13 protein-coding genes are annotated in these 15,382 nt (G+C 41.3%); 2 read left to right on the top strand and 11 right to left on the bottom strand.

What is annotated here, in order from left to right:
* The first annotated feature begins 590 nt into the window (after positions 1–590).
* Positions 591–1,679: a tyrosine recombinase XerS gene (xerS, locus tag FD12_RS08920; protein WP_056982734.1), complete on the top strand. Its 1,089-nt coding sequence runs from the start codon at positions 591–593 to the stop codon at positions 1,677–1,679.
* 20 nt (positions 1,680–1,699) lie between these two features.
* Here xerS and mutY read toward each other — a convergent pair whose 3' ends face one another.
* From mutY to parE, 7 genes are all read right to left on the bottom strand, one after another.
* Complete coding sequence (gene mutY, locus FD12_RS08915; RefSeq protein ID WP_056982732.1) at positions 1,700–2,815, bottom strand: A/G-specific adenine glycosylase; 1,116 nt, start codon at positions 2,813–2,815, stop codon at positions 1,700–1,702.
* Positions 2,816–2,925: 110 nt separating this feature from the next.
* Positions 2,926–3,444 carry a peptide-methionine (S)-S-oxide reductase MsrA gene (gene msrA, locus FD12_RS08910; protein ID WP_056982730.1) on the bottom strand — a complete coding sequence of 173 codons (519 nt, stop codon included), beginning with the start codon at positions 3,442–3,444 and terminating at the stop codon, positions 2,926–2,928.
* 10 nt (positions 3,445–3,454) lie between these two features.
* A complete protein-coding gene (msrB, locus tag FD12_RS08905) occupies positions 3,455–3,883 on the bottom strand; it encodes a peptide-methionine (R)-S-oxide reductase MsrB (protein ID WP_054746648.1) in 429 nt (142 codons plus the stop codon).
* A gap of 144 nt (positions 3,884–4,027) precedes the next feature.
* The gene (locus FD12_RS08900; RefSeq protein ID WP_056982728.1) at positions 4,028–4,957 is read right to left on the bottom strand and encodes a manganese-dependent inorganic pyrophosphatase; all 930 of its coding nucleotides are present in this window, start codon (positions 4,955–4,957) and stop codon (positions 4,028–4,030) included.
* A gap of 29 nt (positions 4,958–4,986) precedes the next feature.
* Positions 4,987–5,946 (bottom strand): LysR family transcriptional regulator, encoded by a 960-nt coding sequence (locus FD12_RS08895; protein ID WP_056982726.1) that lies wholly within the window; start codon positions 5,944–5,946, stop codon positions 4,987–4,989.
* Positions 5,947–6,068: 122 nt separating this feature from the next.
* Positions 6,069–8,507 (bottom strand): DNA topoisomerase IV subunit A, encoded by a 2,439-nt coding sequence (parC, locus tag FD12_RS08890; RefSeq protein WP_056982724.1) that lies wholly within the window; start codon positions 8,505–8,507, stop codon positions 6,069–6,071.
* Positions 8,508–8,519: 12 nt separating this feature from the next.
* Positions 8,520–10,475 (bottom strand): DNA topoisomerase IV subunit B, encoded by a 1,956-nt coding sequence (gene parE / locus FD12_RS08885; RefSeq protein ID WP_056982722.1) that lies wholly within the window; start codon positions 10,473–10,475, stop codon positions 8,520–8,522.
* A 147-nt stretch (positions 10,476–10,622) separates the two neighbouring features.
* Here parE and plsY point away from each other — a divergent pair, with 147 nt between their 5' ends.
* Positions 10,623–11,258, top strand: a complete 636-nt coding sequence (plsY, locus tag FD12_RS08880; protein WP_056982720.1) for a glycerol-3-phosphate 1-O-acyltransferase PlsY — start codon at positions 10,623–10,625, stop codon at positions 11,256–11,258.
* Between the two features lie 71 nt (positions 11,259–11,329).
* Here the strand turns inward: plsY and FD12_RS08875 are convergent, their stop codons facing one another.
* From FD12_RS08875 to xerC, 4 genes are read right to left on the bottom strand one after another with little or no spacing between them, the layout of a single operon-like run.
* On the bottom strand, positions 11,330–12,211 hold the full coding sequence (locus tag FD12_RS08875; protein WP_056982717.1) for an aldose 1-epimerase family protein: 882 nt from the start codon (positions 12,209–12,211) through the stop codon (positions 11,330–11,332).
* A 20-nt stretch (positions 12,212–12,231) separates the two neighbouring features.
* A complete protein-coding gene (gene hslU, locus FD12_RS08870) occupies positions 12,232–13,644 on the bottom strand; it encodes an ATP-dependent protease ATPase subunit HslU (RefSeq protein ID WP_056982715.1) in 1,413 nt (470 codons plus the stop codon).
* Positions 13,645–13,658: 14 nt separating this feature from the next.
* A complete protein-coding gene (gene hslV / locus FD12_RS08865; RefSeq protein WP_008856814.1) occupies positions 13,659–14,201 on the bottom strand; it encodes an ATP-dependent protease subunit HslV in 543 nt (180 codons plus the stop codon).
* Positions 14,202–14,213: 12 nt separating this feature from the next.
* Positions 14,214–15,149 (bottom strand): tyrosine recombinase XerC, encoded by a 936-nt coding sequence (gene xerC / locus FD12_RS08860; RefSeq protein ID WP_082622228.1) that lies wholly within the window; start codon positions 15,147–15,149, stop codon positions 14,214–14,216.
* Positions 15,150–15,382: the final 233 nt, after the last annotated feature.

Raw genomic sequence — 15,382 nt, 5'->3', positions numbered from 1 at the left:
TTACAGAAAGTCAGCTGCAGACTCAGCAAAGTTCACAAAAACTAGTTGATCAATTATCTGTCTTCATTGTTAAAGCATGACGCTCAACACGTTTCCTTAACACGATATTTGGTAAAATACAGTTTAACAGCCTTGAGAGCTTAGTGTTGTCATTCTTCACTAGTATGGCTCGAGATTCGCAAAGTTATTTTGAAGATTCATAGTGCTGTTTTTTGCGATATCCTGTTACTTAAAATTAAGACTTCTGTATTACTTAATCACTTACAAATTCTGATCCATTCCGCAAAACAGTTAATATGATCTTTCTAAGGAGTTGTGTAAATACGCCTCGCTTGATGGTTTTCTGAGCTAAGCCATTTTAAAACAGCTTAACGGAAAATACGCTTATTTCACACCGAATTGCGTCAGAGAATTATCCTGGACTGTTACTAATTTCCTCTTGTTTTTAAGGATCTGAGAACAATTATATGGTAAAATATAACTTAATAAAACCAATATTTTATTAAGTTATCTATCTCAACAAAAGTAGGTACCTCTTAATTTTTAACCATATTTCGAATTGATTAATGCTTATTTTAAGGTGATTTTACATGAAAAAAGAAAATTATATTTCCAATAACGAACAACTCAGTCAACTAATGCCATCTTACGTTCAGGATTACTATCTTGAAAAGTCCACCGTTCCACTGTCACCAGCTACCCTCTACCAATATCTCAATGAATTTAAGCGATTTTTTACTTGGATGATTGATACGAATATTACGAACGCTTCTGCCATTAATAACATTTCCCTTACTGAGTTGGAACATCTTTCAAAACAAGATATGGAGCTTTATAAGGCATTTTTGCTGAATCGTGGCAAACAAAGTGCTAACAAACCTCAGGGAACACTTTCTCATCAGACAATTAACCGCTCTCTAAATGCGCTGAGTGCCCTTTTTCGCTACTTAACAGAGGAATCTGAAAATGAGAATGGTGAGCCTTATTTTTATAGAAATGTCATGAAAAAGATTGCTTTAGTACCAGATAGTGAAACCTACCAGACTCGTGCCCATAATATTAAAGACAAGTTGATGCTTGGCCACACGGATGTTGATTATCTGGATTTCATTCAAAATCGCTATCCCAAACAACTCCGCGGCAAACGACTGCTGAAGATGTATGAACGCGACCGTGAACGTGATGTGGCGATCAATGCTTTAATGCTGGGAACCGGCATTCGAGTGTCAGAATTAACGAATTCAAATCTGAGTGATTTAAACTTAAAGAAAGCAATTATTTCAGTTATTCGTAAAGGCGGCAAACGAGATGCCGTGCCAATTGCAGACTGGGTGTTACCTTATATTGAGCCATATTTATCGATTCGCACTAATCGTTACCTCGCAACAAAGGCCACCCCTGCCCTCTTTCTTACAAAGGGGGAGCACTATCCGCGTCGGATTTCCACAGCCACGGTCGAGTTATTAGTCGCAAAGTACTCACAGGCATTTAACCATGTGAGAATCACTCCCCACAAATTAAGACATACGTTAGCATCCAAGCTTTACCTTGAAACAAACAATGAGCACTTGGTTGCAACTCAACTGGGCCAAACTTCAACAAAGGCAACTGGGCTTTATACTCACATTATTGATACCAAGCAAAAAGCTGCCCTTGATGAATTGCATCGGGATCACTAACAGGTGATGCTCGAGCGTTTCTATAGGGTTTTAACTGATTTTTCGTACTTCAACCACATTTTTGATTGCACTTTGGAAAAAGTCATCGCTTCAAAATCAGCAGCTGGAATCCATTTGCCAGGGAAAAAACTCAGGTCGGAATCTGCTGGTAACTCTCCTGATAGCAATGTGATCTGCCACTTTTGATGGGTAAATGTGTGACTGACCGGCTGATGATCAATTTCTGATAAACTGACCTGAAGTTGGTAATCTGCCGCAAGTTTGTCCTGCAATCGTTGGATTAAGACCTGCTTTGAAGTCGGTTGATCATTTATTAATTCCTGTTGGTCAATTAGTGGAAACATCCAGAAGCCAGCTAGGATTCCTTTGGCTGGTCGTTGTTCAAATAAGTAACCCTTTGTGGAATGAATCACCAATCCAAAGTAATCGACTGGGATTGGTCTTTTTTTCTTTGTCTTGACAGGATATTGGGATTCAATCCCATCTATGTACGCTTGATTGAATGCTCTGACCGGTGACTGACTTGTATCATAGTTTGTTGCAGTCATGTAACTTGCGCCTAAGTCCATGATTGCCTGATTAAAGTCGCCAGGCCGATCTTTTGAAATAATTTGGTTAATGATCTTTTCAAAGACTTTCCGAGTTTGCGGTTTTGCAACATCATCGTCAATTTCTAACAGCCGGGCAAAAACGCGAAATGCATTCCCATCAACAGCGGCAACCGGTCGGTTAAATGCAATACTAGCAATTGCGCCAGCGGTATATGGGCCGATGCCACTCAATTCTTGAAGCCCACCAACAGTTGTTGGCCACTTCCCCTGATAATCATCCACCAGCTGGCGGGCCGCTCTTTGCAAATTCCTGGCACGACTGTAATACCCTAAGCCTTCCCAAGCTTTCATTAACTTTGCTTCATCGGCGGTTGCCAGTGACTGGACAGTTGGAAATTGCTTCATGAATTTTAAATAATAAGGAATGACCGTCTGAACCTGAGTTTGTTGAAGCATGATTTCTGATATCCAGATATGATAAGGATCATGATCTTTGCGCCAAGGAAGATCTCGTTTGTGATGATCATACCAATCAAGTAAAGTCTTTTGGAATGCTTGAATTCGTTTTTGGGACCAGGTAATCATGGACAATACCGCCTTTCAGATGATGCTTGATTGTTCATTGAATCTTCGAGATTTATGTAAAAAACGGCTAACCAATCACGTCAAGTGTGGTGGTTAGCTGCCTCAAACCTTTATTTTTGCCAATTCTGTTTAATAAACTTCTCTCGTCCGCCCATTTCTTCCATTTGGAAGCGTAACGGATTCTTTTTGTAAAACTGTTGGTGTTCTTCTTCTGCAGGATAAAATGGTTTTGCATCTTCTATTTGGGTCACGATTGGGTCATCAAATTGATTACTTTCTGCCAATGCTTTTTTAGATGCTTCAGCGATCTGTCGCTGTTCGTCATCTTTAACAAAAATCACTGGGCGATAATTGTCACCCCGATCTTGAAACTGACCCATTGCATCTGTTGGATCAGTCTGGTGCCAATAAATATCAACTAATTGTTTGTAACTAATCTTTTCGGGATCAAAAATGATCTTAACTGCCTCAGTATGGCCGGTGGTATGACTGCTGACCTGCTCATAAGTTGGGTTGGGCACATGTCCACCTGTATAACCTGAAATGACCTTGTCGATTCCGGGCATGGTATCAAATGATTTTACCATACACCAGAAGCAACCACCAGCAAAAATCGCTGTATCTTCCATGGATTTCACCTCATTTAAATAATGTCGTATATTTACCATATCCTGATTCAGTAAGTTTTTCAACCGGAATAAACTTTAATGCAGCAGAATTAATGCAAAAACGTTGTCCGCCGGTTTCTTTGGGCCCGTCAGGAAAGACGTGCCCAAGATGAGAATTGGCATCCTTACTGGTAACTTCTTCGCGAATCATGCCGTGCGACGTATCCAAATGGCGCTTCACAGTCGACTCATCAATTGGTTTTGTGAAGGATGGCCAACCACAGCCCGCATCATACTTATCAGTGGATGAAAATAAAGGTTCTCCGCTGACAACGTCAACGTAGATGCCATCCTGGTAGAAATCGTCATATTGACCCGAAAATGGGGCTTCAGTTCCCTTTTCTTGTGTCACGGCATATTGTTCAGGGGTTAAGTGGTTTTTGAGCTCATTTTTATCCATTAGAGTCCTCCATTAAAATAGTGAGAATACCGACTTCCGGTATATAAATTGTGCACAACCTAACGTTTAGTATAGAAGTATTTTCAGACAAAGTAAACAAAAATAGCCGCAGCCCATGCATCGGGTCCGGCTATTCAGGTTAAATTAGTTTAAAGCATCATTTAATGGTGGGACAACCTGCTTCTTACGCGAAACAACCCCTGGCAATGATAAAGTTGCATCCTTGCTGAGCTTGCTATTAAAGGCCTTCTCAACAGCATCAACGGGATCACCAATGACGATCATTCTTGAGTCACTATTCAAGACGTTGGTGACCAGAACGAGGAATAAATCATAACCCTTGTCGGCAGCCTCTGCCTTCATCGCCTTTTTGATGTCTTCTTGACGTTTGTCGATGTCACTAAATTCAACAACGTTAATTTGATCAATTCGAACGCTCTTGCCACCCATTGTGAATGACTTAGCATCAGAATCAATTAATTCTTGGTCACTCTTGGCAGCAACGTTTGTCCCTGCTTTAAGCATTTCAATCCCATACTTTTCATAATCGATATCAGCGATCTTAGCCAATGTCTTCACGACAATTCGATCTTCATCCGTCGTGGTTGGTGACTTCAGCAACAAGGTATCAGAAATAATCGCTGATAACATCAAACCAGCTAATTGAACCGGGATGTCAATCTTGTTTTCATCAAACATTTTGGTAATGATCGTGCTGCAACAGCCAACTGGTTCTGCCCGATAATACAATGGTTGATCCGTTTGGAAGTTGGAAATTCGATGGTGATCAACAACGTGCGTGATGGTCAAATCTTTGATATCACTCACACTTTGTTGGAACTCATTATGATCAACCAACATAACAGAATCAACTTCATTTTTAGCGGTTTTGATGATGCGTGGTGTTGGCTCGTCGAAGTAATTCAATACAAAGACAGTTTCGGCATTCGGTTCGCCGAGGGCAACGGCTTCCGTATCGTAGCCTAACTGGTTTTGCAAATAAGAATATGCTTTAGCAGCAACAATCGCGTCAGTATCAGGACTTTGGTGACCAAAAACTAATTCTTTACTCATTAATATGATCTCCTTTAAAATAATTTTATTTATTTTGCCAGGCGAGATAAATAATCTTTCTTGGCGAGATATTCATCAAATTTAGTTAAGAATCGACCAATTCGAGGAATTTCATTCTTATTTTTTCGGTAAACAAATTTTAAATCAAATCGGATCTTTGGATCAAACTCAGTAACCCAGATATCATCGTCAGTCATCTTGTTTAAATCAAGGTTGAGTAAGAATGACTTCGGCAATGCTGTATTGGTGTGAGTATTAATCGCAAATTTCAAAATTTGTTCCGGCATCGTATATCTTGCGGCCGTTTGTGGAAAATCAACCATTTGGTTCTTGAAGGTTTCCCGCAACGTCTGGTTCAAATAATAGTCTTCAGGATACATCACCCACGGACGGTCACCTGAATACTTTAAGCGAATCTTTTTCTTATCGGCAAATTTTGGATTGTGATGAATAAACAATAAATCATCTGAAATAATCTTCTTCGAACTGTATGGTTTCCAGTTCTTAATCGATTCATCAGGCAAATACATGATGGCCAAATCGATTCGGTTGTTTTCCAAACTTTCCCAAATTTCCTTGCGAGTCAACATATGGAAGTTAACTTCAAGATCGGGATTCTCTTTGTATAAGTCGAGCGCAAAATCCTCAAAGACTTTGGTTTCAATGGAAGCTAAGATCCCTAAGTTAATTTGACCAGTTGTTGAACTGGTTGCTTGTTGAATTTCGTCGGTTGCATCGTTCAACAGGTCATAAATCTGATGGGTTGTTTTAAGCATGATATAGCCGGCATCAGTTAGCCGCAATTTTTTACCCACCGAGTAAAATAATGGTGTTCCAACAGTCCGCTCAAGCTTTTTAATTTGTTGTGTTAATGCAGGTTGGGTAATTCCCAAGATCTGAGCTGCTTGAGTATAGTTCATGGTATCGGTTAGTTGGAGGAAGTACGTTAAAGTTTTTGATGAAAAAATATTTTCCTGAGTGGTTTTCATTCAGTCTCTCCTTAATAGGCCAATACTGACCATTAGATAATTAATACTTAACGGTTACCATTAATAATAATTCGAATTGAAAATACTTTCAATCAATATAACCTAACATGAGATAAATTTAATTAATTGATAGAAATTTCTGATGGTTTTTGCCGAATTTTTGTTGGAACCCCTTCAGTTTCGACATCCACCACAAACGAACCGTTCGAATAACGGCCGCCGATTGAGAATTCGCTTGGCAAAATGTCATGAACCCGTTTGCGATCGGTCAAAATTTCCAATGGTGAATGTTCATCGGCGATCGTTTCAAAGTCGATTACCCGATGTGAATTGCTCTTGAGTTCGCGGAGAATCATTACCCCTTTACGAGCCCGTGAAGTCACAGGAATTTCTTTCACAGCCAACTTCTTGAAGGCACCTCGCTGAGTCACAATGGCCACAATACTGTCTTCATTAACCAATTGAAGGTTAATCACCTTATCATCACCACGAAGGTCCATCGATTTAACCCCGGTTGTCCTTGAACCGTTAACCGGTACTTCCGGAAGCGTGTATCTGAGTGCCAGGCCGTTCTTGGAAATCAATAATAACTGCCCAGCTTCCTCTGGATCTGAAAGATAATCTACAGAAACAACTCGCGAATCGGCATTCTTTAACTTCTCGTACATATAAGCATGCTTTTTGTAGGTTCGCCCAGGCTTCAAGTCCGCAAATGCAGTTTGCTTAATGTGGCCTTCGTCGGTTGTAATCAAGAAGTTACCGGGTTCCTTTAACGAATTGAAGGCAAAGGTCCCAATAATTTCTTCATCATTGTCTAAACCGATCGTTTGTGAAATATGTTCGCCAGTATCTTTCCACTTAACGTCAGCAATTTCATAAACGGGTCGATAGATCAAATTACCCTTACTGGTGAACATGAACAAGTGATCCCGAGCATTGAGCTGTTCCATGAAGATCGGATAATCTTCGTCTTTGAGGCCACTTTCACTTGTCGAGGCTTTATATGAACGAATACTGCTTCGTTTGATATACCCATCATGACTGACCATGACAACCACGTCCTCATCAGGGATCAGGACGTCCGTATTAATCTTAATATTGGAAACTTGGCTTTGAATCTCTGTCCTGCGGGGATTTCGATAGGTTTTAGCCAGTTGACGTAATTCTTTTGATAGAACCCGATTGAGTTCGGTTGGATTATTGAGAATTTTTTCAAATTCAGCGATTTGTTCGGAAAGCTGTTTGGATTCATTTTCAAGCTGGGTAACATCGGTATTAGTCAACCGATAAAGTTGTAATGCCACAATTGCGTCAGCTTGTTTTTCGGAAAAATCGTATTCCTTCACTAAATTATCCCGAGCATCTTTTCGATTTTTACTTGCTCGGATCGTTTTAATGACTTTATCCAAGATTGAAAGGGCCTTAATTAAACCGAGAACAATGTGTTGACGTTCCTGAGCCTTCTTGAGATTAAAGGTCGTCCGTTTTTCAATGACCTGTTGCTGAAATTCTAAATATGATGTCAGAATCCGCTTGAGAGACAGTCGTTCCGGCCTCATGTGATCGATGGCAACCATGTTGAAATTGTATGAAACCTGTAGATCCGTATTTTTAAACAGATAATTCAGGATTCCGGTTGAATCAACATCGCGTTTCAACTCAACCACAATGCTTAAACCATTGCGATCACTTTGATCGCGAACTTCCGCAATTCCTTCGATCTTCTTATTGAGGCGAATTTCGTCCATCCGTTTGACCAACTGGGCTTTATTGACTTCATAAGGGATTTCAGTGATTACAATCTGCGATTTATTACCCTTTAATGGCTCGATTGATGTTCGCGAACGAACCATGATTTTTCCGTGGCCAGTTTCGTAGGCTTTCTTAATGCCGTCAATTCCTTGGACAATTGCGCCCGTTGGGAAATCGGGTCCCTTCACAAACTGCATCAGATCATCCAATGTTGCATCTGGATGCTTTTGAAGATACAAAATGGCATCGATCACTTCACCTAAATTATGCGGGGGAATATCCGTTGCATAACCAGCTGAGATTCCAGTAGAACCGTTCACCAATAAGTTTGGAAATCTTGACGGTAACACAGTTGGTTCATATTCAGTATCGTCAAAGTTCAATACCCAATCGACCGTATCTTTGTCAATATCCCGAAGCATTTCACTCGATATTTTACTTAACCGTGCTTCAGTGTATCGCATGGCTGCAGGCGGATCACCATCCATCGATCCATTATTGCCATGCATTTGAATGAGTGGTTCTCGAACTTTCCAATCCTGACTCATTCGAACAAGTGCTTCATAAATCGAACTGTCACCATGAGGATGAAAATTACCCATCACGTTTCCGACCGACTTGGCAGACTTACGAAATGCCTTGTCGAAGGTGTTACCATCCTTATTCATTGCGTATAAGATTCGTCGTTGAACGGGTTTTAAGCCATCGCGAATGTCTGGTAGTGCCCGTTCTTGAATGATTGAACGGGAATAACGGCTAAACCGCTCCCCCATGACATCCTCGAGGGTTAAACTCTCAATTTTACTCAAAGCCGCTCCCCCTTAATTAGTTGTGTTATCCAAAATACTGCCCTCTTCTTCGAGGTTAAATTTAACGTTCGTTTCGATCCATTTCCGGCGAGGCTCCACTTTGTCACCCATAAGTGTGGTTACTCGGCGCTCTGCCAAAGCAGCATCGTCAATTCGGACCCGGATCAGGGTTCTGGTCTTAGGATCCATTGTGGTCTCCCACAATTGATCGGCGTTCATTTCTCCAAGACCTTTGAATCGCTGTAGGCTATAACCCTTACCAAATTGTTTGGAAACCTTGGTAAGCTCCTCATTAGTCCAGGCATACTGGATCTTCGTTTTCTTTCCGGCACCCTTTTGGAGCTTATACAGAGGTGGTAAAGCAATATAAACTCGACCACTGTCAATCATTGGTCGCATATATTTATAGAAAAATGTCAGCAGGAGGATTTGAATGTGGGCACCGTCATCATCGGCATCGGTCATGATAATGATCTTATCGTAATTGGCATCGTCAATATTAAAATCTGCACCAACTCCAGCCCCAATCGTGTAAATCATCGTATTGATTTCTTCGTTCTTCATGATTTCGGGTAATTTGGCCCGTTCAGTATTTAATACTTTACCTCTTAACGGTAAAATTGCTTGGTAGCGACGATCACGACCCTGTTTGGCGGAACCGCCGGCAGAATCACCTTCGACTAGAAATAATTCGTTTTTACTATAATCTTTAGATTGAGCTGGGGTCAGTTTCCCGGACAGCAGTCGCTCCTGTTTCTTATGACGCTTACCGTGACGTGTTTCATCACGGGCTTTTCTGGCCGCTTGCCGGGCTTGGCGGGCACGTAATGCTTTATGAACTAACGTTTGGGCAAACTCACCGTTTTCCATGAGGTAGTAGCCTAATTTTTCACTCACAACCCCGTCCACAATTGCTCGGGCTTCTGGGGTTCCCAATTTTTCCTTGGTTTGGCCTTCAAATTGCAAAATTTCTTCTGGAATTCGAAGTGATAAGACCACAGAAAGTCCCTCGCGGACATCACTACCCTCGAGATTTTTATCCTTTTCTTTTAACATCCCGACTTTGCGTGCGTAGTCGTTAAATGCCTTAGTCCAGGCATTTCGAAACCCAGCTTCATGGGTTCCACCGTCTTTGGTACGTACATTGTTAACAAATGACAACATCGTTTCTGAATAACCATCATTGTATTGGGCAGCGACTTCTACTTCAACTCCAGATTTAACGCCATCAAAGAACATGACATCACCAAGCGTGTGTTTGTCCTCGTTCAAATATTGGACAAACTCTTTGATGCCTTCATCATAATGAAAAACGTCTTCTTGCTCTTGACCAGGACGTTCATCAGTTAACGTGATCTTGGTCCCTTTAAGCAGAAATGCAGATTCCCGCAGCCGTTCTGACAAGGTTGAAAAATTATAAACGGTACTGGTGAAAATCTTTGAATCTGGTTTGAACGTGAGGGTCGTTCCACTATGTTCCCGGGTTTTACGGGTTTTTTTCAAAGTGCCAACCGGATGCCCACCATTGGTGAAATCCTCTTCGTACTTGTAGCCATCTCTAACAATGACAACCTTCAATGAGGAAGATAATGCGTTAACAACACTGGCACCAACTCCGTGCAGTCCGCCGGAAGTTTTATAACCACCTTGGCCAAATTTTCCACCGGCGTGCAGCATTGTCAGAATTACTTCCGGCGTGGGTTTGCCAGAAGCATGCATCCCAACTGGCATTCCTCGGCCATGATCTTTGACCGTGATACTGTTGTCCTTGTGAATCGTGACATTGATCTCATCACCATATCCAGCCAAGACTTCATCAACCGCGTTATCAACAATTTCATACACGAGATGGTGCAAGCCTCGGGAATCGGTTGAGCCAATGTACATTCCAGGACGTTTTCTAACAGCGTCGAGTCCCTCTAATATTTGTATCGAGGAATCATCGTATTTTACTTTTTGTTTTACCATTTCGTCGTGACTCCTTTTTTGCAATCTACTTCATAATAACCTAAAATCACCACTTTGAAAATAAATTTTGTTGGCGCAAACCAATTATCATGCTAAAATTAAAGACGCTATATTGGTTCGATACATCCTAATAATAAGAGGTTTAACATGAATTCAGACACAATCCAAATTATATCAATGTTAGTTATCGCTTATCTACTCGGTTCAATTCCAAGTGGCGTCTGGATCGGCAAACTATTCTTCCATATCGACATCCGCCGCCACGGTTCCGGTAATATTGGAACCACTAATACTTATCGGGTTTTGGGACCCATTGCTGGGACGATTGTAATGGCAATGGATATCTCAAAAGGGGCGATTGCCACCCTGTTACCAACTTTTTTCGGGAATTTTACTGTGAATGCGCTAGTTTTTGGCTTAGCGGCCATTTTAGGGCACACATTTTCCGTCTTTGACCACTTCAAAGGCGGTAAAGCAGTCGCAACCAGTGCAGGGATGATTCTAGCCTATCGACCCATGTTTTTCTTAATTGCTGCTGGAATTTGGATCCTGTTGATTCTGCTGACCAGTATGGTGAGCCTTGCCAGCATGGTAGCCTTCACCCTAACAACCATCACCACATTTTTTGTTAATGATGCCTTCCTGAGTATCCTGGCAATTGTGCTGACAATCTTTATTTTCTATCGGCACCGCACAAATATTCGGCGAATTATGAACGGAACGGAGAGTATGGTGCCGTTTGGGTTAGGAAATTACTTTCGAAAGAAAAAGGCAACCAACTAAAATTTAACCGTTATACCAACAAAAGCGAGCGATTCGATGCTGAATCACCGGCTTTTTGCTACCTTAAATTATTAAAAGAAACTGATTTCATATTTGGCATCAAAGGTTTGTTTGCCAGCCAACTCGTTGATTGCAAACTTATGGCCCAAAATACCGTCAGAATCAACAGGATCCGCTAATCCCCACCAGGGTTCAATACAAACGAATGGTGCCTTCTTCGGATACGGCGACCAAATACCTACATATGGCGCATTAAAGACTGTCACGGCGACGCCATGGTCATTGGCGGTACTTGCCAACATCACAGTAGTCTCTTGATGATCTAAATTTAAAATTAACGCGTCATTCTCAAACAATTTATGTTTTAATGCCAACGGTTTAGTTAAATCTAACTCTCGGGGATTTTCTGGATCGCTGTACGGTGGTTTAAGAGGCGTTTGCTGGTAGTTCTTTTTAGGAGCCACCCGAACAAAGGCATCTTTGAAAGTTCCTTGACCGTCGATGAGCGGCACGTTGAACCCAGGATGAGCACCAATTGAGAATAAAAGTTGATCGTCGCTTGGATTAAACACGCTCAATTGAACTTTGAGTGCATGGCCAACTAACTGATATGAAATTCTGAGTCGAAAATGGAATGGATAACGTTGAAGGGTTTCTTCATTATCTTTTAATTCCAATTGAACTGAGCTCTCGTCTTGGTCAACAACATCAAAAAAGTTATCTCGAGCAAACCCATGTTGGGTCATCTCATAAGTTTGATGATTGTATTGATATTGATTATCCTTTAACCGACCGACGATTGGAAAGAGAATTGGCGCGTGACGTTTCCAATAATTGGGGTCGGCTTGCCAAATATACTCAATTCTCTCACCATCGTTTTCTTGAACACTGCTCAATTCGGCGCCAAATTCATTAATCTGGACTGACAAATATTGATTCTTTAATGTAATCATTATAGTCTCCCCGGCTTATCCTAGAGAATGTAGCGTGAAAGATCCTTATTCTGAGCGAGTTTGCCAACTTTATCGTCGACATACTTTTCAGTGATTGTAATGTCGCCCATCTGCATGTCAGGACCTTCATACAAAATATCTTCAAGTAATTTTTCCAAAATTGTGTGTAATCGGCGCGCACCGATGTTATCGGTGTTGTGATTAACATCAGTTGCGATCTCAGCAATTCGATTAATCGCTTCAATCGTGAAAGTCACCTTAATGTTATCAGTTCCAATCAAGGCGATATATTGTTTAGTCAGTGAGTTTGTTGGTTCCGTCAAGATGCGGACGAAGTCGTCCTTGGTTAAATCATTTAATTCAACCCGAATTGGGAAACGGCCTTGAAGTTCAGGAATCAAGTCAGAAGGCTTACTTTCAGCAAAAGCGCCTGAGCCGATAAACAACATGTGATCAGTGTTAACAGGACCATACTTTGTATTTACTTGAGAACCTTCAACGATCGGTAGGATGTCTCTTTGGACTCCTTCACGCGAAACTTCACCACTGTTCTTGGAATTGCCCGGGGCAATCTTATCAATTTCATCAATGAAGATGATCCCGGTATTTTCGGCCCTGGTAATCGCATTATGATAGAGATCAGCCTTGTTAATTAATTCTTCTGATGCTTGGCGGGTTAGAATGGTTCGAGCTTCACTGACGGGAACTGTTCGTTTGATTGTCTTCTTTGGCATTAAACCAGACAGCGTGTCGTTAAGATCAATTCCCATTTGATTCAGCATGGTATTTTGACCAGAAAGTTGTTGAGAAGGATCAGCCATTTCAATTTCAACCTGGTCATTTTCGAGTAGGCCGGAACGCAATTTTTCGGCAACTGACATCCGCTTTTCCCGAACATCATCCGTCACATTTTCCTGATCATCAGTTTCTTGAGATGGCATTTGACCCTGTTGCATCCGGCTGAACATACTCATCAAGTTCTGCATTTCGTTTTGGTTCTTCTTTTTCTTTTCTGCTGGAACCAGTAATTTGACCAGTTTATTGTTAGCACGTTTTTCAGCTTCAACGTGAACCTGTTTATATTCATCCTCACGTTCGAGCTGAATGGCATTTTCAACCAAATCGCGAACCATTGATTCAACGTCACCGCCGACATAGCCAACTTCAGTAAATTTAGTGGCTTCCACTTTAACAAATGGGGCATTCACAATTTTGGCCAAACGGCGGGCAATTTCAGTTTTACCGACTCCAGTGGGGCCGATCATGAGTAAGTTTTTAGGCGAAATTTCATCCTGCATATCCTGTGAGAGCTGCATGCGCCGATAACGGTTTCTCAAAGCAACTGCGACAGCTTTTTTAGCTTCACCCTGGCCAACAATGTATTGGTCTAAAACTTCAACAATCTCTTTTGGTGTTTGGGTAGATTCTGTCAATGTTAATTACCTCTCTATATTTCTTCAGAAATGACATTTTGATTAGTAAAAATGTCAATATTACCAGCAATATGAATAGCGGCTTCAGCAATTTCTCTAGCACTCATATCAGGTGCATGGTGCTTCATGGCCGTCGCTGCAGCCAGAGCAAAGTTGCCGCCTGAACCAATTGCGAGAATGTCGTCGTCTGGTTCGATCACTTCTCCTTGGCCAGAAACCAACAGTAAGTCGTGATCGTTCATCACAATGAGTAATGCTTCAAGCTTTTGCAATTGTTGGTCTCCACGCCATTCTTGAGCAAGTTCAACAGATGAGCGTTTGAGATCACCGTCAAATTGATTGAGTTTTTTTTCGAAACGTTCTTCCAGGTTAAATGCATCGGCCACGCTGCCGGCAAAGCCGACGACAACTTTATCGTTATAAATTCGACGAACTTTGTGTGCAGTCCCCTTCATAATTACTTTTTCGCCCATGGTAACCTGGCCATCACCCGCCATTGCTAAGTGACCTTGATGACGAACGGCGACGATGGTTGTTGCTTCAAATTTAATTGGCATAATAGTCCTCTTTTAGTCTTTAGATTTTAATGATGCGTTGTTTCTTGGAAAATACTTCTGATAATCTTTCATTAAATGACTTTTGGTGACATGAGTATAAATTTGGGTAGTGGATAAGCTGCTATGGCCAAGTAATTCTTGGACCGAGCGCATATCTGCCCCATTGTTCAACATCTCAGTGGCAAATGTGTGCCGCAGCATGTGGGGATGAATGCCGGTGGTCAAACTACTTTGATTAATGATTTCATTCATAATGTATTCAATACCACGCGGCGTGATTGGCTTGCCATAGTGGTTAACGAATAGGAATGAATGATTTTGCCCATACTTTTTCATTAATGGTGTCCGGGCACCCTGTTCATAAGCCAGAATCGCTTCTCTGGCATGATTACCAAAGGGAGCGTACCGTTGCTTGTTCCCTTTCCCGGTGACCAGCAAGATTCGATTATCCAAATCAATATCCAGTAACTGTATCCCTGAACATTCACTTACCCGAATTCCAGTGGCGTAAAGCAGTTCGAGGACAGCGGTGTTTCGAAGAGCCAGCTTGTCATCTGGCCCCTTCCTTGCTGCGGCAAATAGTTCACGCATCTCATTTTGGTAGAAAAATCGTGGTAAGTGGCGATGATGGCTTTTCAAATGCACATACTCAAACGGATTAACTTTGAGCACTTCATTTTTCACTAGAAAGTTATAAAACGATTTGAGTGCCGATACTTTTTGAGCAATCGAATTACGAGAATACTGATGTTCATAGAGCTGGGTCAAATACGATTCCACATCAAACGCATCAACATCAATCAGGGATTTAACGTCTTCAGGAACTGCATTTAAAAAGCCAATAAATTCACTGATCGAGATTTTGTATGCAGTAATCGTATCTTCGGAGTACTGGCGTTCACTCTTTAAATACTGTAAAAACCGCTTAAAATGTTTTTGATCATCCATCAACATCGCCCTACTTGAAATTCATTTCTGCCAAGTAACTGATAATTTGCAAATGTAATCGTCATCATGCACTAATACTATCATATCAAATAAATCACATTCGTGTCTGGATTTATGTGATTAATTGGTAAATATTGGATGCATGTAAGGCATTTTAACACTTTCTCAAAAAATGGAAACAGTTAAAACAAAAAAGGACTGAATCAGGGTTACCTGATCCAATCCAATTATCA

Source organism: Lentilactobacillus rapi DSM 19907 = JCM 15042, from assembly GCF_001436255.1.
Lineage (GTDB): Bacteria > Bacillota > Bacilli > Lactobacillales > Lactobacillaceae > Lentilactobacillus > Lentilactobacillus rapi.
The sequence above is the reverse complement of the archived record's forward strand: the minus strand, read 5'-3'. Positions and strand labels throughout refer to the sequence as shown.